Annotated in this window: 25 protein-coding genes; 16 read left to right on the forward strand and 9 right to left on the reverse strand. The window is 72.7% G+C overall.

Annotation, left to right across the window (positions count from 1 at the left end):
- The 6 genes from BIV03_RS00265 (at window position 1) to BIV03_RS00290 (ending at window position 4172) form a co-directional block, all read left to right on the forward strand.
- A complete protein-coding gene (locus tag BIV03_RS00265) occupies window positions 1–369 on the forward strand; it encodes a DUF1048 domain-containing protein (RefSeq protein WP_071294194.1) in 369 nt (122 codons plus the stop codon).
- Complete coding sequence (locus tag BIV03_RS00270; protein ID WP_071294195.1) at window positions 366–1160, forward strand: ABC transporter ATP-binding protein; 795 nt, start codon at window positions 366–368, stop codon at window positions 1158–1160. Before BIV03_RS00265 ends, BIV03_RS00270 begins: the two co-directional genes overlap by 4 nt.
- On the forward strand, window positions 1160–1921 hold the full coding sequence (locus BIV03_RS00275; protein ID WP_071294196.1) for an ABC transporter permease: 762 nt from the start codon (window positions 1160–1162) through the stop codon (window positions 1919–1921). Before BIV03_RS00270 ends, BIV03_RS00275 begins: the two co-directional genes overlap by 1 nt.
- 113 nt (window positions 1922–2034) lie before the next feature.
- Window positions 2035–2682 carry an SDR family oxidoreductase gene (locus tag BIV03_RS00280; protein ID WP_071294197.1) on the forward strand — a complete coding sequence of 216 codons (648 nt, stop codon included), beginning with the start codon at window positions 2035–2037 and terminating at the stop codon, window positions 2680–2682.
- Between the two features lie 3 nt (window positions 2683–2685).
- Entirely contained in the window at window positions 2686–3471 is a 786-nt protein-coding gene (locus BIV03_RS00285) for an SDR family oxidoreductase (RefSeq protein WP_071294198.1), read from the forward strand.
- Window positions 3468–4172: an alpha/beta fold hydrolase gene (locus BIV03_RS00290; RefSeq protein WP_071294199.1), complete on the forward strand. Its 705-nt coding sequence runs from the start codon at window positions 3468–3470 to the stop codon at window positions 4170–4172. Before BIV03_RS00285 ends, BIV03_RS00290 begins: the two co-directional genes overlap by 4 nt.
- Here the strand turns inward: BIV03_RS00290 and BIV03_RS00295 are convergent.
- The 3 genes from BIV03_RS00295 to BIV03_RS00305 form a co-directional block, all read right to left on the reverse strand.
- On the reverse strand, window positions 4120–4683 hold the full coding sequence (locus tag BIV03_RS00295) for a DUF6611 family protein (RefSeq protein ID WP_071294200.1): 564 nt from the start codon (window positions 4681–4683) through the stop codon (window positions 4120–4122). The genes BIV03_RS00290 and BIV03_RS00295 overlap by 53 nt on opposite strands.
- Window positions 4680–5210 (reverse strand): hypothetical protein, encoded by a 531-nt coding sequence (locus BIV03_RS00300; RefSeq protein WP_071294344.1) that lies wholly within the window; start codon window positions 5208–5210, stop codon window positions 4680–4682. The genes BIV03_RS00295 and BIV03_RS00300 overlap by 4 nt, the downstream gene beginning before the upstream one ends.
- A 200-nt stretch (window positions 5211–5410) precedes the next feature.
- Window positions 5411–6112 (reverse strand): SDR family oxidoreductase, encoded by a 702-nt coding sequence (locus BIV03_RS00305; protein ID WP_071294201.1) that lies wholly within the window; start codon window positions 6110–6112, stop codon window positions 5411–5413.
- Window positions 6113–6198: 86 nt separating this feature from the next.
- On the opposite strand from BIV03_RS00305, the gene BIV03_RS00310 reads away from it, so the two are divergent.
- Entirely contained in the window at window positions 6199–6585 is a 387-nt protein-coding gene (locus tag BIV03_RS00310) for a MerR family transcriptional regulator (RefSeq protein ID WP_071294202.1), read from the forward strand.
- Between the two features lie 48 nt (window positions 6586–6633).
- Here the strand turns inward: BIV03_RS00310 and BIV03_RS00315 are convergent, their stop codons facing one another.
- The 3 genes from BIV03_RS00315 to BIV03_RS00325 form a co-directional block, all read right to left on the reverse strand.
- Window positions 6634–7581, reverse strand: coding sequence for a helix-turn-helix domain-containing protein (locus BIV03_RS00315; RefSeq protein WP_070417521.1), 948 nt, complete (start codon window positions 7579–7581; stop codon window positions 6634–6636).
- Window positions 7578–8108 (reverse strand): AAA family ATPase, encoded by a 531-nt coding sequence (locus tag BIV03_RS00320; protein ID WP_071294345.1) that lies wholly within the window; start codon window positions 8106–8108, stop codon window positions 7578–7580. The genes BIV03_RS00315 and BIV03_RS00320 overlap by 4 nt, the downstream gene beginning before the upstream one ends.
- A gap of 95 nt (window positions 8109–8203) precedes the next feature.
- Window positions 8204–9421: an FAD-dependent monooxygenase gene (locus BIV03_RS00325; protein ID WP_071294203.1), complete on the reverse strand. Its 1218-nt coding sequence runs from the start codon at window positions 9419–9421 to the stop codon at window positions 8204–8206.
- A 60-nt stretch (window positions 9422–9481) separates the two neighbouring features.
- Here BIV03_RS00325 and BIV03_RS00330 point away from each other — a divergent pair, with 60 nt between their 5' ends.
- Both BIV03_RS00330 and BIV03_RS00335 read left to right on the forward strand, forming a co-directional pair.
- Window positions 9482–10003, forward strand: a complete 522-nt coding sequence (locus tag BIV03_RS00330; RefSeq protein ID WP_229084766.1) for a MarR family winged helix-turn-helix transcriptional regulator — start codon at window positions 9482–9484, stop codon at window positions 10001–10003.
- A gap of 67 nt (window positions 10004–10070) precedes the next feature.
- A complete protein-coding gene (locus BIV03_RS00335) occupies window positions 10071–10697 on the forward strand; it encodes a copper resistance CopC family protein (RefSeq protein ID WP_071294204.1) in 627 nt (208 codons plus the stop codon).
- Between the two features lie 51 nt (window positions 10698–10748).
- Here the strand turns inward: BIV03_RS00335 and BIV03_RS00340 are convergent, their stop codons facing one another.
- A complete protein-coding gene (locus tag BIV03_RS00340) occupies window positions 10749–10988 on the reverse strand; it encodes a hypothetical protein (RefSeq protein WP_071294205.1) in 240 nt (79 codons plus the stop codon).
- 40 nt (window positions 10989–11028) lie between these two features.
- Window positions 11029–11397 carry a VOC family protein gene (locus tag BIV03_RS00345; RefSeq protein WP_070417517.1) on the reverse strand — a complete coding sequence of 123 codons (369 nt, stop codon included), beginning with the start codon at window positions 11395–11397 and terminating at the stop codon, window positions 11029–11031.
- Window positions 11398–11457: 60 nt separating this feature from the next.
- On the opposite strand from BIV03_RS00345, the gene BIV03_RS00350 reads away from it, so the two are divergent.
- Entirely contained in the window at window positions 11458–11907 is a 450-nt protein-coding gene (locus BIV03_RS00350) for a MarR family winged helix-turn-helix transcriptional regulator (protein WP_071294206.1), read from the forward strand.
- A gap of 6 nt (window positions 11908–11913) precedes the next feature.
- On the opposite strand, the gene BIV03_RS00355 is transcribed toward BIV03_RS00350, so the two are convergent.
- Window positions 11914–12345, reverse strand: coding sequence for a VOC family protein (locus BIV03_RS00355; RefSeq protein WP_071294346.1), 432 nt, complete (start codon window positions 12343–12345; stop codon window positions 11914–11916).
- 112 nt (window positions 12346–12457) lie between these two features.
- Here BIV03_RS00355 and BIV03_RS00360 point away from each other — a divergent pair, with 112 nt between their 5' ends.
- From BIV03_RS00360 to BIV03_RS00385, 6 genes are all read left to right on the forward strand, one after another.
- On the forward strand, window positions 12458–14008 hold the full coding sequence (locus BIV03_RS00360; RefSeq protein WP_139201801.1) for an MFS transporter: 1551 nt from the start codon (window positions 12458–12460) through the stop codon (window positions 14006–14008).
- Window positions 14005–14973: a hypothetical protein gene (locus BIV03_RS00365; RefSeq protein WP_071294207.1), complete on the forward strand. Its 969-nt coding sequence runs from the start codon at window positions 14005–14007 to the stop codon at window positions 14971–14973. Before BIV03_RS00360 ends, BIV03_RS00365 begins: the two co-directional genes overlap by 4 nt.
- A 133-nt stretch (window positions 14974–15106) precedes the next feature.
- Window positions 15107–16084 carry an alpha/beta hydrolase gene (locus tag BIV03_RS00370; RefSeq protein WP_071294208.1) on the forward strand — a complete coding sequence of 326 codons (978 nt, stop codon included), beginning with the start codon at window positions 15107–15109 and terminating at the stop codon, window positions 16082–16084.
- Between the two features lie 8 nt (window positions 16085–16092).
- Window positions 16093–17052, forward strand: a complete 960-nt coding sequence (locus BIV03_RS00375; RefSeq protein ID WP_071294209.1) for an NAD-dependent epimerase/dehydratase family protein — start codon at window positions 16093–16095, stop codon at window positions 17050–17052.
- 497 nt (window positions 17053–17549) lie between these two features.
- A complete protein-coding gene (locus tag BIV03_RS00380; RefSeq protein WP_071294210.1) occupies window positions 17550–17846 on the forward strand; it encodes a hypothetical protein in 297 nt (98 codons plus the stop codon).
- Window positions 17847–18012: 166 nt separating this feature from the next.
- On the forward strand, window positions 18013–18468 hold the full coding sequence (locus tag BIV03_RS00385) for an anthrone oxygenase family protein (protein ID WP_071294211.1): 456 nt from the start codon (window positions 18013–18015) through the stop codon (window positions 18466–18468).
- Window positions 18469–18475 lie beyond the last annotated feature (7 nt).

Raw genomic sequence — 18475 nt, forward strand, 5'->3', positions numbered from 1 at the left:
ATGGGGATCTCGATCTCGGACATCACGACCAAGCTCATCGGCGACAAGAAGCGCTGGAAGCAGTACAAGGCCCGCACGGCAGCGCTGCCGACGAGCCACCGCACCGCCGTCGACGGCATCGAGCGGTATCTGATGTACACCGGCCCGAGCGACGGCGAGCAGCTCATGCGCATGCTCGACGACCTCGCGGACCTGTTCGAGCAGAGCGCCGCCGACGGAACGAGCGTCCGCGCGGTGGTCGGCGACGACCCGATCGCCTTCGCCGAGGACTTCAAGGCGAACTACGGCCTCGGGTCGTGGCTCAGCAAGGAGCAGCAGCGCCTCGTCGACGCGATCGCGGCGGCCGATGCGGACGGGGAGCCGTCGTGACCGCGACGATCCGGGTCCGGGGGCTCGAGAAGTCCTTCGGCGACCTGCGCGTCCTCCGTGGGGTCGACCTCGACGTCGAGGCCGGCTCCGTGGTCGCCCTGCTCGGGTCGAACGGCGCGGGCAAGACGACCGCGATCCGCATCCTCGCGACCCTGACGACGGCCACCGCCGGCACCGCGTCGGTCGCGGGGCACGACGTGGCCGCCGATCCGGGTGCGGTCCGCGAGGCGATCAGCCTCACCGGGCAGTTCGCCGCCGTGGACGAGGTGCTGACCGGCCGCGAGAACCTCGTCCTCGTCGCACGGCTCCGGCACCTCCGGCACGCCGGGCGCATCGCCGACGAGCTGCTCGACCGGTTCTCGCTCACGGATGCCGGGTCCCGCCGCGCGGGGACGTACTCGGGCGGGATGCGCCGCCGGCTCGACATCGCGATGAGCCTGATCGGCGACCCGTCGGTGGTCTTCCTCGACGAGCCGACGACCGGCCTCGACCCCGAGGCCCGCATCGAGGTCTGGGACGCCGTCCGCGCCCTCGCCGCGGGCGGTACCACGGTCCTGCTCACGACGCAGTACCTGGACGAGGCCGAGCAGCTCGCCGACCGGATCGCCATCCTGCACGAGGGCCGCATCATCGCCGACGGCACCCTCGCCGAACTCCAGCGACTGCTCCCGCCCGCGACGGTCGAGTACGTCGAGAAGCGCCCCACGCTCGAGGACGTCTTCCTCGCCGTCATCGGACACCGTCCCGACGCCGACACCACGAAGGCCGACACCACGAAGGAGGTGGCCTGATGTCCGCCCACCCGATCCACGACACCGCCGTCCTGACCGGGCGCTCGCTGCGACACGTGCTCCGGAGCCCGGACACGATCATCACCACCGCCGTGATGCCGATCGCCTTCCTGCTGCTGTTCGTGTACGTCTTCGGCGGCGCGATCGACACCGGGAGCACGCCGTACATCGACTACCTGCTGCCGGGGATCCTCCTCATCACGGTGGCGTCCGGGGTGGCGTACACCTCGTACCGGCTGTTCCTCGACCTGCAGGCGGGGATCGACGAGCGCTTCCGGTCGATGCCGATCGTCCGGGCGGCGTCGCTGTGGGCGCACGTGCTCACGTCCCTCGTCGCCAACACCGTGTCGGTGACCGTGGTCGTCGGGGTCGCCCTGCTCATGGGGTTCCGCAGCAGCGCGGGCATCGGGGCGTGGCTCGCGGTGCTCGGGATCCTGGTGCTCTTCACGCTGGCGCTCACCTGGATCGCGGTCGTCGCCGGGCTGTCGGCGACGTCGGTGGACGGCGCGAGTGCGTTCTCGTACCCGCTCGTCTTCCTGCCCTTCATCAGCTCGGCGTTCGTGCCGACCGACTCCATGCCCGGGCCGGTCCGGTGGTTCGCGGAGCACCAGCCGGTGACGTCGATCGTGGACTCGATCCGTGCCCTGTTCGCCGGGCAGCCGCTCGACGCGGACCTGTGGGTGGCCCTCGCGTGGTGCGTCGGCATCCTGCTGGCCGCCTTCGGCGTCGCGACCCTCGTGCAGCGCCGGCGGGTCGGCTGACGCGACGGACCGCCGGACGGGAGGGACGGTGCCGGCCCGCACCGCGCCTCCCGTCCGCTGGTGCGCACCTCGCGCACCTCGCGCGCTGAGCCGCCGCGAGTAGCGTCCGACGCATGAGCAACGTCATCGTCCTCGGCGGCCACGGCAAGGTCGCACTCCTCGCCACCCGCATCCTCACCGACCGCGGCCACACCGTCACCTCGGTCATCCGCGACCCCGACCAGGCCGACGAGATCCGCGCCCACGGCGGGCAGCCGCACGTCGCCGACATCCAGCAGCAGACCCTCACCGACTTCGCCGAGCTCATCCACGGACACGACGCCGTGGTCTGGTCGGCCGGTGCCGGCGGCGGATCGGCGGACCGCACCTGGGCGATCGACCGCGACGCGGCGATCCTGTCCGTGCAGGGTGCCGCGAAGGCCGGTGCCGACCGCTACGTCATGGTCTCCTGGTCCGGCTCGCTCCTCGACCACGGGGTGCCGCAGGACGACGACTTCTTCGCGTACGCGCAGTCGAAGATGATCGCCGACGCCGTCCTCCGCGACTCGGGGCTCCGCTGGACGGTCGTCGCGCCGAGCACCCTCACCGACGACGAGCCCACGGGTTCGGTCGACTGGGACGGCTCCTCGACGCAGGTCCCGCGCGGCGACGTCGCGCACGTGGTGGCCGACGCGGTCGAGGGCGACGAGACGATCGGCCGGACGATCCGGTTCAACACCGGTTCCACCCCGATCGCCGACTTCCTCCGCACGGCGGGCTGAGCCGTGGCGCGGAACCCCGAACCGTTCCGGGGCCGACTGGCCCTCGTGACCGGTGCGAGCGGCGGCATCGGCGAGTCGCTGGCGGAGGGCCTCGCCGCGGGTGGCGCCGACCTCGTCCTGGTCGCCCGGTCCGCCGACAGGCTCGACGCCGTCGCCTCGGGCATCCACGCACGCCACGGTGTGCGCGTGCGGGTGCTCCCGGCCGACCTGGCGACGGCCGCCGGCGTCGACGAGGTGATCACGGCGCTCGACGGCACCCGCGTCGACGTCCTGATCGCGAACGCCGGGGTCGGGTGGCACGGCACCTTCGCCGAGCAGCCCGAGGACGGCATCGTGCAGCAGATCGCGCTCAACGAGACCGCGCTGGTCCGGCTGACGCGGGCGTTCCTGCCCGGCATGCTCGCCCGCGGCGTCGGCGGCGTGATGACCGTGGCCTCGACCGCCGCGTTCCAGCCCACCCCGCACATGGCGCTCTACGGCGCGACGAAGGCGTTCGTCCTGTCCTTCACCGAGGCCCTCTGGCAGGAGACGCGCGGGCAGGGCGTCCGGGTGCTCGCCCTGTGCCCCGGGCCCACTGCGACGGGCTTCTTCGACGCCGCGGGCGGCGGGTCGTTCCTCGAGGGCGGTCGGCAGTCGGCGGAGGAGGTCGCACGCGTCGGTCTGCGGGCGTTCTCCCGTGCCGGCGGACCCACGGTCGTCTCCGGCGCGCGCAACGCCATGCTGGCGAGCGCGCACCGCTTCGTCCCCCGTGGCCTGATGACGCGCATGTCCGCGATGGTGATGGAGTGACGAGCCCGACGGTCCTCTTCGTGCACGGCGCCCTCGTCCGTGTCGGGGACTGGTGGTGGGCTCCGACCGGCGACCTGCTGCGCGAACGGACCGGGATCGTCAGCCGCGCCGTGGCCCTGCCGTCGTGCGGGGAGACCGACACCGGCGGCGGCCTGCAGGAGGACGCCGCCGCGCTCCGCCGCGCCCTGGACGAGGTCCCCGACGCCATCGTCGTCGGACACTCCTACGGCGGGACCGTGATCGCCGAGGCGGGCCCGCACCCCGCGGTCCGGCACCTGCTGCTCGTGTCGAGCTACCTGCCGCCCGTCGGGGCGTCGCAGGGGTCGATCATGTCCGGCGAGCCGGACCCCGTCGCGGTGCGTCCGGACGCCGACGTGCGGATCGTCGTCGACGGGTACGACGAGCGGTCGTTCGGCGCCCGGTTCCTGCAGGACGCCGACGCCGCCACGCAGCGGGCGGCGTGGGACCGGGTCACCTCGCAGGACGTCCGCGCGTTCGGCACCCCGACGAGCGCCGAGGGGTGGGTCGGCGTGGACTCCACCGCGGTGGTGTGCGCCGAGGACCGCTCGACGACCGTCGCACTCCAGCGGGAGCACGCGGCGCGGGCCACCCGGTCGGTCGAACTCCCGACGGGGCACCATCCGTTCATCACCCGACCGGACCTCGTGGCCCGGCAGCTCGAGGCGTTCCTGCACGACTGACCCGGGACCGCGGGCCGCTCGGCAGGTCGTCCCAGACGTCGGCCCAGATCGACTCGAAGTCCACCGGTCGGATCGCACCGGCACGGAGCGCCCGCTCCGGCACGGTCAACGCGTCGAGCGAGGCGCCGAGCAACCGGACGTCCCCGTGCACCTCGGGTCGCCCGGTGCCGTGGAAGGTCGTCACGATCAGCGTCCGGACGCCGGGACGGAGTCGACGAGCGGCCCGCCCGAGCACCAGGAAGCCGCCTGCGTACACCCCGACGGCGGCGACGGTCCCGAGGGCGGCGCGGGGTGCGAGCGCGGCCATCACGGCGATCGCCAGGAGGGCCCCGACGGCCGGCCACGCCGACCACGCGCGGAGCACCGCACGCTCGCGGCGGGTCGTGCCAGGCGGGTAGACGACGAGGGTCCTCGTGCTCCACATCGTCCGGTCGACGGGGCGCACGGAGTACCGGCCCCACACGTGCGGGCCGTCGACCACGCGTGTGCGCAGGTCGGAGACGGCGCTCACCGGACGACCTCGGCGCGGACCGGCACCACGACGTCGCGGTGCCGGATCGCGGTCACGCAGGGGAAGCAGAGCAGGTCGCCCTCGCGGACGTCCGCGGGCAACGGGGCCGGGAGCCGGTGGAAGGGACCGTCCTCCGCGCCGGCGCACGGGGTGAGGACGTACGTCCCGGTCGGGGCCGCCGTGCTCACCCGGCCGATGAGCCGCACCTGGTCGAGGACGGCGAACCGGGGGAGCACCGCGTCGAGTTCGAGGAGGACGACACCGGTCCGGGGGCGCCGCACGCGCAGCACCGACGCCACGGCGACGCTCACCTCGCCCGGCGTCCACGTGCGGGGTCGGTAGCGGGGCGGTGCCTGTTCGGCGGTGTGCACGCACGGGGTGCCGGCGAGTTCGGCCAGCCGGACCATCGACACGGCGGCGACCAGGACGTCGCCGGTCGTGGGTTCGGTGTGGGCGGGCCAGAGGGTCGGGTCCACGGGGTCGGGGAGGGACGCGCGGAGCGTCGGGAGGATCGCGGTCAGGGTCACCACTCCACGATCCGGCGGGGGCGGCCGTGCGGACAGCGTCCTGACGGATCGCTGACGCCGTCGGTCCGATCCCGTGCGCGGTCCTGACGCGGCGAGCGCGGAGGACGCGACGAGCGCGCGGAACGTCGGAGCGGCGGACGGGAGGCGCGGTGCGGGCCCGCACCGTCCCTCCCGTCCGCCCCCGGGTCACGCTGGCCGCATCACGCGAACTGCGCGTAGAACCGCTCGGGCGCCTCGGCGAGCGACGCCTTGACCCCGGCGCTCCAGTCGTCCACGACGACCTCCGCCGCGCCCCGCTCCACACCGTCGAGGGAGAGCCGCGCGACCTCGGCCGGGTCGACCTTCGGCCCCTCGTACCCGGCCATCATGTCGGTGTCGGCGGCTCCGAGGTGCAGCCCCTGGACGCTGACGCCCCGGCCGGTCAGCTCGAGGCGGACGGCGTTCGTCATGTTCCACTCCGCGGCCTTGGCGGCGGCGTACCCGCCCGAGCCCGGGTACGCGAACCAGGACAGCGCCGACAGGACGTTCACGATCGCGCCCCCGCCGTTGCGTTCGATCACCGGCGCGAACGACCGGACCATCCCGAGGTTGCCCCAGAAGTGCGTGTCCATCTCCCGCCGCACGTCGGTCAGGTCGTCCGTGAGCAGCGAGCCCTGCGTGGTGATCCCGGCGTTGTTGACGAGCAGGGTCACGTCGGACGCCGCAGCCGCTGCCGCCGCGACGGACTCCTGGTCGGTGATGTCGAGCGGGAGCACCTCGACCCCCTCGATGTCGACCAGTTCGGGGCGCCGGGCCGTGGCGTAGACCTTGGCGGCGCCGCGCTCGAGCAGCTGCTGCACGAACCGTCGTCCGATGCCCCGGTTCGAGCCCGTGACGAGTGCGACCGATCCAGCGATGTCCATGGTGTTCCTCCTGCCGAGCGGGCACCTCCCGCAGCGGCTCGGCTACGCTAAGACCTCACATCGATGTCAGGTGCAAGGAGGAGATCGTGCGCATCGGAGACCTCGCTGCGGCGACCGGCGTGAGCGTGCGGTCGCTCCGGTACTACGAGGAGCAGGGCCTGCTGCCGGCCGGACGGACGGCGAGCGGCCAGCGCTCCTACGCCGTGCCCGCCGTCGAGCGGGTCCAGCTCATCCAGCAGCTCTTCGCCGCCGGGCTGCCGAGCCGCACCATCGTGCAGCTGCTGCCCTGCGTGGACGCGGGGGTGGCGACGCCGGAGTCGTTCGCGCTCCTCGTCGCCGAGCGGGACCGGATCACGGCGCAGCTCGCCGAGCTCGAGGCCGCTCGGGACCGGCTCGACGAGGTCATCGCGATCACCGAGCACCCGACACCGGAGCACTGCCCGGCGCTGCGGGACCCGCCGCTGGCGGCCTGACCGGCGCGGCGTTCAGCGGCGGCGCGCGGATCAGCGGCGGCGCGCGGATCAGCGGCGGCGCGCGGCCTGCCAGGTCTCGCGGGGCAGCACCCCGAACTCGTCGCGGTAGCTGCCGGCGAACCGTCCGAGGTGCGCGAAGCCCGAGTCCCGCGCCACGTCCCCGACGCTCCGGTCGTCCCCGGACTCCAGGCCCTCACGGGCGAGCAGCAGTCGGATGCGCCGGAGGTAGGTGGTCGGCGTGATGCCGTGGTGGCGCCGGAACGCGTCCTGCAGCCCGCGGATGCTCAGGCCCGCGGCCGCCGCGACGTCCTCGACGGTGATCTGCTCGGTCGCGTGCTCGAGCAGGTACGCCTCGGCCCGGGCGAACCGTGCCGCCGCAGCCGTGCGGGGCTGGTCCTGCCCGACCGGCCAGTGCGGGACCGCGGTGAGCAGGCCGCCCGCCGCGAAGCGGGTCAGTTCACGCTCGTGCTCCTCGGTGACCTCCTCCGGACCGCGCAGCACGTCGGCCGCCACCGCGCGCACCATCAACCACCAGGCGGCGAGCGTCGGCCCCTCGGGGATGTGGTGCGGCTGGAACTCGATCGGCCCGGGCTGCCAGGCGCCGCGTTCGGCAGCGACCTGCTCCACCGTGGTCCGGTCGATGCGGATGAGGTCGAGCTGGAACCCGTCCCACCGGACCTGCTGCGGGTCGTGGCGGAACAGGACCGGACGGCCGGTGGGCACCCCGTCGCCGTCGACCGCACCGCTGCCGGACTTCAGCCAGAAGAGGACCATCGCCGACTCGGCCTCGACCGTTCCCTCGACGACGCCGGTGCTCGCCATCGACACGAGGGAGAGCAGTTCGGAGCCACGTCGCCGCTCCTCGAACGAGAACCCCGAGGGCGCGCCCTCGACCGTGGCCCGTCGGACGTCGGGGATGCGCGTGACGAGCTCCGCCGCGTCCGCCGGTTCGGACGTCACGACCGACCACTGCGACCGCTGCACGAAGGCGCTCACCGTGCGACCTGCAGCACCGCGTCGGCGATGTTCCGTGCCACCTGCTCGGGCGGGGTCTCCGTCGTGTCGACGACCTCGGCCGCGGCGTGCAGCCAGGTGCGTGCCGCCTCGGCGTAGGGCTCGACGCGGCTGTACCGGAACGTGGACGGCCCCATCACGGCGTCGTTCTGGATCCGGTCCCGCAGCGTGTCTTCCTGCGCGTGCAGCACGAAGTGCCGGACCGGGATCCCGTGCGCCGCGAACCCGTCCGCGATCTCCCGCCAGTACCGCTCGACGAGGACCGTCTGCGGCATCACGAGCGTGCCGCCCGCGAAGGCCAGGACCTGCCGCGCGGTCTCGACGACGAGCGGTCGCCAGGGGTCCCAGTGCTGGAAGTCGCCGGAGTCGGGCAGCGGGGGCCGGACGTCCATGAGGGTCTCGCCGACCTTCTCCGGATCGAGCACGCGAGCGTCCGGCAGGAGCGGCTGCACCAGCCTGCTGGTGGTCGTCTTGCCGACGCCGTGCGTCCCGTTGATCCAGACGATCATGACCGGACCGTAGCGCACATCGCTGCGGGACGGGAGGACGGGACGGACGGGAGGCGCGTGGCGGGCCCGCACCGCGCCTCCCGTCCGCCACCGGCTCACTCGAGGTGCGCGTACTCCGGCAGGTCGATCGCCTCGGCCGGTGGGGTGGCGAAGCGGGCGCCGAGGCGCCCGACGAGGGGCAGCGACGCCACGCGGACGGCGGTGCCGAAGGCCGCGATCCCGAGCCGGGACCTCGGGTTCGCGATCCGCGGCGTGCCCGGCGGCAGCTGCTGCGCCTTCGCGACGTACGGGCGCATGATGCGCTCGTACGCGCGCAGGGCGTCGCGGTGATGGACGTGGGCGGCGAGCTCCCCGGCGAGGACGTAGGCACCGGTGAGCGAGAGGCTCGTGCCCATGCCGCTCACCGGCGAGGCGCAGTACGCGGCGTCCCCGAGGAGCACCACCCGGCCGTCCGACCAGCGCGGGGCGTGGACCTGTCCGATCGCCTCGGAGTAGAGGTCCTCGGAGTGGTCGAACCCCGCGAGGACCCGCTCGGCCTCCCACCCGGCGTCGCCGAACACCGCGTGCAGGCGGCGGCGCACCGCATCGAGGTCGCCGCGCTCGGAGCCGGCTCGCTCCCGCTTCCGGTCCGTCACGACCGACATCGCCGCGCGGATGGTCCCGTGCTGGTCGGGACGGAGGGTGATCGACCGGCCACCCGGTGCGTTGTACCAGCGCCACCAGTCGTCGTCCGCCGCGGTCCGGGGGATCGTGCCGTACGTCGTCTCGAGCCCGAGCGACCGGATCTCCGGCTCGTCGCCGAACACCAGCCGACGGGTGCTCGATCCGATGCCGTCCGCCGCGACCACCAGGTCGAACCGGTCGTCCGGGCCGTGCTCGAACCCCACGGTCACGCCGTCGTCGTCCTGGTCGATGCGGGTGATCCGGTCGCCGTAGCGGTACTCGGTGGCGTCGGACGTCCCGTCGACGAGGAGCCGCGCGAGGTCACCGCGCAGGACCTCGAGCTCGGCGGTGGCCCCGCCGGAGTCCGAGGTCCCCGCCGGGAACGCCGCGATCGTCCGGCCGCTCGGACCGATGAACCGGGTGCCGACCTCGCCCGTCGTGGCAGCGCGGATGTCGTCCTCGATGCCCATCCGGCGCGCGACCTCACGCCCGGCTCCGCGCACGTCGACGTTCTGCCCGCCGGTGCGGAGGGACGGCGCCCGCTCGACGACGACCGTCTCGAACGAGAAGCGGTGGAGCCAGTGGGCGAGCGCCGGGCCGGCGATGCTCGCGCCGGAGATGAGCACGCGTCCGCGGGTGTGATCGGTCATGGTCCCTCACGTCGTTGATTACCAATGAGATTGGCAATGTACACGACTACCATGGTGGACGTGCCGAACGACGACCAGCACCCAGCGACCGACCGACCCGACGACCGGCAGGACCGCCACGACCGGGCGACGGCGCGACGCGACGGGCGATCACTCCCCGACGACGACATCCGGTCCCGCGTGCAGCAGGTCAGTGTCCGGCAGCAGCGCTTCGAGCGGCACCTCGCCGCGGCACTGTCGGTCGACGCGGCGGGACTCGAGGCGATGGACCACCTCATCGCGACCGGGCCGGCCACCCCGACCGAGCTCGCCCGTCGGCTCGAGATCTCGACGGCCGCGATGACGCTCGTCCTGAACCGGCTCGAGGGCGCCGGGCACGTCCGACGGGAACGGCACCCGAGCGACGGACGCAAGCTCGTCGTCACGGCGGCGGAGCAGTCTTCGGACCGTGCGTACGACCTCGTGCTGCCGCTCATCGAGGGCATCGAAGGCATCGTCGACGACCTGGACCCCGCGGAGCGTGCGACGGTGCAGACCTTCCTCGACCGGCTGATCGGGGTCTACGACGACGCGATGGACTGAGCCGTCACGGGGTCCGTCGTCCGGGCCGACGTCCTGTGCGTCCGGTCAGGATCGGCGACAATGGACCGTGCCCTTCCGTGCCCTCCTCGCCACCGCCGCGTCGGCCGTCGCCCTGGCGTTCGTCCTCGTCACGGCGGCCCCCGCGTCCGCCCACGACGTCCTCGCCTCGACCGCACCCGCTGCGGACGCGACGGTCGGAGGTGACCTCGACCAGGTCGCCCTCACGTTCTCCGAGCCGCCGCTGGCCGGGCTCGAGTCCGGGATCGTCGTCAGCGTGACCGGCCCGGACGGCGCCGAGGTCGGCGCGGGGAGTGTCGACGTCGACGGCAGCACGCTGCGCACGGCCGCCGACCTCACGGCTGCCGGCTCGTACACGGTGACCTGGCGGAGCGTCTCGGTGGACGGACACCCGATCTCGGGGAGCTACCGGTTCACGTCGACCGGAGCGCCGACCCCGACCCCGACCCCGACCCCGACGGCGACGGGACCGACGCAGAGCCCGAGCGCGGGCACCCCGACGCCGAGCGCCACAGCCGGTGCCGGTGCCGGTCCCGGTGCGACCGGCGCCACGGCCGGATCGTCCGGGCCCGGGGCGACGCCGTGGGTCCTCGGCGGGATAGCGGCCGTGGTCGCCGCCGCGCTCGTCGCCGTCCTGCTGGTCGCCCGTCGCCGGACCGCCCCCGACGACGACTGACACGAGCCGCGCCGCCGGGTCAGCGCCCGGCGTACCGCCCGCGCCGCCGGGTCAGCGCCCGGCGTACCGCCCACGGCGGTGCCGCCGGTCCCAGACCGCGACGGCGATCCGGCCGACACCGAGCGCGATCCAGACCGCACCGATGATCCACCGCCACGCGTCGTCGCCGCCCTCGACCGCGGCGAACACGAGCCACACCACACCCAGGGCGGTCCACGCCACGGCCATCCAGAGCGCCGGCCGCCCGACGATCGATCGCCACAGCTGCTCGTCCCCGGCGTCGTCGCTCATGGCGACACCGTAGACCGTCCGGTCCGCCCGTGCCAGGGCGTCAGGCGCGGTCGTGCAGCGTCACCTGGTACCCGTCCGGGTCGGCGAAGGTGAACGTCCGACCGAACGGCCCGTCGATCGGCGCCGAGACGATCCGGTGGCCGTCGGCGACCAACGCGTCGTGGATCGCCTGGACGTCGGTCGCGTGCAGCCAGATCGCCGCGCCGATGCCCGGCTGTGCCACGGCGTCGAGGTCGGTGCCGGGCACGAGGTCGCGCAGGGCGAACGCGATCGGCGTGGTCTCGAAGACCACCGCGTGCGGCGGACCCGCCTGCGACCGGACGAGGCCGAGGTACTGCTCGTAGAACGCCTGGGATGCATCGAGATCGCGGGTCTGCAGCGAGATGAAGTCGGGGCCGGTGACGGGCATGGGGTCTCCTTCGTTGGTGTCAGTTATCTGACACGAAAGAACCTATGTCAGACTACTGACATGCGTCAAGACGGACACGGCATCGACCTGGACACGTCCCTCGGGTACCTGCTCAAGGAGGCCGCGAGCGCGCTCCGCACCGCGATGGAGTCGGTCCTGCGCCCGCTCGGCATGACCGTCACGCACTACTCGTGCCTCGAGCTGCTCGCTCAGCGCCCTGGGTCGTCGAACTCCGACCTCGCTCGCGGGGCGTTCGTGACACGACAGTCGATGAACGTCCTGCTGCAGGCGCTCGAACGGGACGGCTCGGTGTCGCGCGCGTCGGAGGCACCGGTGGGCAAGGCGCTGCCGGTCCAGCTCACCCCGCTCGGGCGGGAGCGTCTCGCCGAGGCCTCGGCAGCCGTCCGCGGGGTCGAGGTCCGGATGCTCGGCGGGATGTCGGCCGACGAGCAGGGCGCGGCGCTCCGAGCACTGCGGAGCATGGTGCGGTCGCTGCGCGACGACGCGTGAGTCGCGCTACGGCGCGACCGGTCGACGCCCCGTGGACGACTGGAAGCGCAGCAGGTAGCCGTCGGGATCGGTGACCAGGAACTGCCGCACCCCGGCTTCCTCGTCGCCCACGCGGTACCAGCGCGTCTCCGGCGGCATGAAGAGCTCCACACCGCCGGCACGGAGCGACGCCGCGACGACGTCCGCGTCCGGGACACCGATCTGCAGGTTGATCCCGCGACCGAGTGGTCGATCGAGCGGCCCGGTGAGCCAGTTCCGACCGACTCCGGCCTGCTCGAGCATGACGTGCGCCGACCCGAGGGTCAGGTAGGCGAACCGTTCCTCGGGACGCGCGTAGGCCACGGTGAACCCGCACAGGCCGGACCAGAAGGCGATGCTCGCGTCCACGTCGGCGACGAGGAGCTCGGGGACGAGGGCGGGGTCCGGATCGGTCGTCACCAGGCCATGCTGCCAGCCGGCGTACCGGACCCGCACCGCGCCTCCTGAAGGTGTGGACAAGATCCGTGCTCGCCGGACCAGCGCCTCCGCTGCGGCCTAGCGTGAGAGCGTCATGGCACCCGAACACCGACTCCCCGCCGAGCCCGACGCGGCTCCCACCGTCGCGCACCACGATGCGCACCACGCGGCCACCGCCGCGCCCCCCGAGCGATCCGAGCACTCCGACGCCGGATCCGGCGACCAGCCGGACCCGAACCGGTGGAAGGCCCTCGTCATCTGCCTGCTCGGCGGCGGCATCGTCCTGCTCGACGTGTCGATCGTCAACGTCGCGCTGCAGTCGATCTCGTCCGGACTCCCCGGGGCCACCCCGGAGGCCGTGCAGTGGATCCTGTCCGGCTACGCACTGTCGTTCGGACTCCTGCTCGTCCCCGGAGGTCGACTGGGCGACGCCTCCGGCCGCCGGCGCATGTTCGTCATCGGGGTCGGCCTTTTCACCCTGGCGAGCGCGCTCTGCGGCTTCGCCCCGAACGGGATCGTGCTGGTCGTCGCGCGGCTGGTGCAGGGCCTCGCCGGTGGTCTGCTCACACCCCAGGTGACGGCGCTCATCCAGCAGCTGTTCCGCGGGAAGGAGCGCGGCACCGCCTTCGGGCTGTTCGGCGCCACGGTCGGCATCGCCACGGCGATCGGCCCCCTCGTCGGTGGTCTGCTCATCACGGCCTTCGGCACCGAGAACGGCTGGCGGTTCGTCTTCTTCGTGAACCTGCCCGTGGGACTCGTCACGATCCTCCTGGCCTTCCGCTACCTGCCGGCGGCGAGCCGGGTGGAACGCGGCCGGAAGCACGACTTCGACCCGGTCGGAATCGTCCTGCTCGGCGCCGCGGTGGTCGCCCTGCTGCTGCCGTTCGTGCAGTCGCAGGAGTGGAAGGGCACGGCGAAGTGGTGGCTCGTGGTCGCCGCCGTCGTGCTCGGCGCGCTGTTCGTCCTGTGGGAGCGGCGGTACGCGCGGTCGAAGGAGCCCGTCATCGACCTCGGGCTCTTCCGCCGCCGGTCGTTCTCGCTCGGTGTCGGACTCGCGACGCTGTACTTCGCCGGGTTCACGCCGCTGTTCTTCGTCCTGACGCTGGCCCTGCAGTCGGGCCTCGGCTACTCCGCGCTGCTCGCCGGCCTGTCGTCCGTGCCGTTCGCGATCGGGTCCGGGGTCGCGTCGACGATCGGCGGTCGCGTCGTCTCGCGGTTCGGCCGGCAGCTCATCGTCGTCGGGACCGTGCTGGTCCTGATCGGCCTCGGTGGGGTCATCTGGGTCGTCGCGAACCACTACCGGTCCGACCTCGGGTGGTGGCTCGTCGTGCCGCTCCTCGTCGCCGGTGTCGGCTCCGGACTGACGATCTCGCCGAACCAGACGCTCACGCTGTCCGAGGTGCCGGTGGAGCAGGGCGGCTCGGCCGGTGGGCTCATCCAGGTCGGTGCGCGCGTCGGGTCCGCGATCGGGATCGCCGCCGTCGGCAGCGTGTTCTACTCGGCGCTCGCGAGCTCGAAGGGCGACTACGCGCAGGGGTTGCCGCTCGGACTGGGCGTGGCGCTCGGGTTCGTCGCGGCGGCGTTGCTCGCGGGGATCGTCGACGTCGTCGTCGGGCGGATCCGGGGGACCGAGGCGACGGTGTGATCCGGGTCCTGCTGTACATCGCCACGATCGTCGTCGCGACGGCGCTGTCCCTCGGCGGCGGGCTGCTCGTGGCGCTCGAGCTCGGGAGCGCGGCGCACGGCTGGCTCGTCGCCGCGGCCGTCTGCACGCCGCTCGTCGTCATGGGACCGGTCCTCGTCGGGGCCTTGGCCGGCTACTACGACCACCGCTCGTCCCCCGAGAGCCAGCGCTCCCTGTTCCGGGTCTCGGCGGTCGTCGCGGCCGTCGACGTCGTGGCCGCCGTGGTCTTCGTGCTGGCGGCTCTGTCGGCGCAGGCGCCCCTCTGGGTGCCGGTGCTGCTCGTCGTCGGGGCCGGGGTGCTCCTCGCCGTCGCCCGCCCGCTCGGTGCGCTGTTCCGCGGCACCGAGGCGCCCATCAGCGACCTGAGCGACGACGTCCCCGGCGTCGGGCTGGTCCGACGCGCGATCCGCTCGATCGCGACGACCTTCGTCATCGCCGCGGTGGTCTGCACGATCGGGGTGACGCTCCTTGCGGCCTTCTCGGACCGGGGCGGCGCGCTCCTCCAGGTCGTCCTGCTCGGGGGCCAGTTGACCTTCACCGCGACGGCGATGGCCGCGATCGTCGTGGCGCTCCCGCTGAACCGCGCGCTCCGCGACAGCGGTGGGCGGGACCTCGGCCGCCTGCAGCGGTACGCGAAGGTGGTGCTGCGGGGCAAGGAGCTCCCCCTCGACGAGGCCGACCGCGCGGGAGCGGTCCGGTACGCCCGGATCGTCCCGCTCGCCCTGCAGTTCCAGCTGGTGTTCACGGGCCTGCTGTACATCGCCATCGCGTTCCAGTTCGTCTCGTCCGCGGTCCGCGGCGACCTGGGGCTGCTGCCCGTGGTCTTCCTGGTCGCGATGGTCGTCGTGCTCGCCTGGGCGATCCCGCTCTCGATACGGCGGATCGGTCGTGCGCGTCGGTACGCGGAGCAGCACCGACCGACCTGATCGGCGTGGGTGGGCACCCGTCGGGGATGCGCTATCGTCGGGCGCAGAGGGAAAAGGCCCGCGCCCCATCGGCTGCCGGGTACTCACACGCGGCTCACGGGGGTCGCCACTTCTTCATCGAAGGAGTGCACCCGTGTCCGAAGTCATCACCCGCCCGCCGTTCGACCCCGAACTCGTGCCGTTCCTCGACGCCCTCGCAGCGCGCGGTCCCGTCACCATCACGCCCGAGGTGTTGCCGCAGATGCGGCAGCTCGACGTCACCGAGGCCGAACTCGACGCACGGCTGCACGCACGCGGGTACGAGCGTCGACGCATCACAGTCCCCGGTCACCGCGGCGACCCGATCGACCTCGCGGTGATCCAGCGCATCGGTCGCACCGGAGCGACCACGGGGGTGTACACGATCCACGGGGGCGGCATGGTGTTCGGCCACCACCTCGGGAACCTCGACTCCTACGACGACTGGCTGCTGGTCCACGACGTCGTGCTCGTCAGCGTGGACTACCGGCTCGCGCCCGAGTACCCGGACCCGTTCCCGGTCGAGGACTGCTACGCCGGGCTCGTGTGGGTGTCCGAGCACGCCGAGGAGCTCGGCATCGACCCGGACCGCATCGTCATCGCCGGACAGAGCGCCGGCGGCGGCCTCGCAGCGGGCACGGCCCTGCTCGCCCGCGACCGACGCGGGCCGTCGCTGCTGGCCCAGATCCTTGTGTCGCCGATGCTCGACGACCGCGACGAGACCGTCTCCACCGTGCAGATCGACGGTGTCGGCGTCGCCGACCGCCAGCTGACCAGGTTCGGCTGGGACGCCTACCTCGGCAGCCGGCGCGCCACCGACGACGTGTCCGTGTACGCCGCTCCCGCGCGGGCGACGGACCTCGCCGGACTCCCGCGCACCTACATCGACTGCGGCAGCGCCGAGGTCTTCCGCGACGAGACCGTGGCCTTCGCGAGTGGACTCTGGGCGGCGGGCGTCGACGCCGAGCTGCACGTGTGGCCAGGAGCCTTCCACGGCTTCACGAGCATGCTCCCCGACGCCACGATCTCGAGGACGGCGACCGCCGCACTGGCGGGGTGGACGAGCCGGACGCTCGGGGTCGACCACGGTTGAATGGGTCCATGCGGGCACTGGTGCTGGGTGGGACCGGGTGGCTCGGACGTGCGATCGTCCGGGACCTCCTCGAGGACGGCGTCGAGGTCACCTGCCTCGCACGCGGTGCGACGGGTGACGTCCCGGACGGCGCCCGACTCGTCCGCACCGATCGTCGTGCGGACGGTGCCTACGAACCCGTGCGTGGCGCGTGGGACGAGGTGGTCGAACTCTCGTCCGATCCGGACCTCGTCCGTCCCGCGCTCGACGCGCTCGCGGACTCCGCCGCGCACTGGACGCTCGTGTCCACCGTTTCCGTCTACGCCCGGAACGACGAACCGGGCGCGGACGAGACCGCCGAGGTCGTCGAACCCGTCGACCTGACGCAGTACGCGGACGCCAAGGTCGCCGCCGAGCGGAGCAGCGCCGACCGACTCGGATCGCGGCTCCTCGTCGCCCGACCCGGCCTCATCGTCGGCCCGGGCGACCCGAGCGACCGGTTCGGGTACTGGCCCGCCCGACTCAGCCGACCCGGGCCGGTGCTGGTCCCCACGTCGGAAGGGCGCTCCGTGCAGGTCATCGACGTCGCGGACCTGGCCGCGTGGGTCGGACGTGCTTGGCGGACGGGCCAGACCGGGGTCGTCAACGCCGTGGGCGAGGTCGTGCCGATGCGGGACTTCTTCCGCCTGGTCGTCGACGCCACGGGGTTCGACGGCGAGCTCGTCGAGGTCGAGGACGACGTGCTGCTCACCCACGACGTGCAGTACTGGGCGGGGCCGAGGTCGTTGCCGCTGTGGCTTCCGCACTCCGATGCGGCGCTGATGCACCGGTCTGCGCGGGAGTTCCGCGATGCCGGGGGTCGGAGTCGTCCGCTGACGGAGACCCTCGCTGGGGTGCTCGACGACGAGCGGGATCGCGGGCTGGAGCGGCCGCGGCGGGCGGGGCTCGGGGCGGCCGACGAGGCGGCGGTGCTCGCAGCGGTCCGGTGACCTCGGTCGCGGTGCTCAGTCCAGCTTGCGTCGGCGCAGTCGCTCGAACCAGCCGGCCGTCGCGATCGACTGCCCGACGTCGCCGTTGCCGGCCATCGTTCCGGCAGCTAGCCCGAGGAAGGTCGTCCCGCACGCGTCGCACAGCGTCCGTGTGGCCGTCCGGACCGGTTCGCCTTGGATGGGCAGTCGGCACTGGTCACAGCGTTGTTGCACGGTCCCCCGATCGTCAGCGGTGCCGCTCCAGCGTGCCCGAGGAACACTGCTGCGGCTGTGGCGGAGACCCTATACGCAATGCTCCGGGAATTGCAGTCCACAGAACAGCGGACTGTTGACCGCATCTCGCCGGTGTTAGCGTCCGAACGGGATCCCGAAGGCATTTCGGGGAATCCCCGAGCGGAAGTGAATGAGGCAACATGAACATCACCAGCCAAATCTCCCGAGAAACGACGTCGACCTTTACCGGTCGAAAGCGATTCGGCGCTCTCCTGCTGGTCGCCGTGGCCTTCGTCACCGCCACCCTGTTCACCGGAGGTCCGGCACACGCCGAGAAGATCGGGTCACTCCTGACCATCGGGTGCGGGAACAAGACCGCCCAGTTGAACTGGACGAGCACGGGTGAAGTCCACATCTTCGGTTCACCAGACCGCAATTCGGCCGGAACGAACCTGATCCGCGTGGTCACGAAGAGCGGTTCGTACAGCTACAACTCCGGGTACCACACGTACACGTTCCAGATCGGCGCTTCGACGGGCCACGTCACGAGCGTCAAGCAGGTCTGCGTCGCGCAGTCGTAAGAGCCACGGTCAACAGGAGCGACCCCGCAGGCAGCGGGGCCGCTCCTGTTCCGTTTCGTGGTCGAATGCGCGCCGTCGCGGCTCCCAGGCACCGATGACGGCTCTGTCGAACCTGTGTGAGCGCCACGTCAGCGTGGTGTGAGTGGCTCGGACGAGGCTGTGGTCCGTGAACGTGGTCCTGGTCGTGCAGCTCGTCCTCGTCGGTCTCCTCGCCGGTGAGGAGTTCATCGTGCGGTGGGGCGTCCAACCCGCGATGGCCTCCCTGCCGGACGATGCCCACCTCCGCACGCGGATCGCGCTCGTCAAGTCGCTCAAGGTCGTCGTGCCGATGCTGATGGTGCCGGCAGTGCTCGCCACCCTCGCCGTCCTGGTCGTCGCCGGCGCGGGCGACAGTCTCAGGTGGCGAGTGGCAGCCGCAGTGGCGCTCGGGGTGTTCGTCCTCGCGTCGTTCCTCGGTACGGTCCCGATCAACATCGGGGTCAACGACTGGGATCCGCTCGACCCGCCGGCGGACTGGAAGCGGGTCGTGGTGCGGTGGGAGCGGATCGACGTGGTCCGGTCGAGCGCGGCGATCGTGGCGTTCGTGCTGTCCGCGATCGGGGTCGTGCAGATGGGGGCGTGACGGAGGG

The organism is Curtobacterium sp. MCBA15_016 (assembly GCF_001865105.1).
GTDB lineage: Bacteria > Actinomycetota > Actinomycetes > Actinomycetales > Microbacteriaceae > Curtobacterium.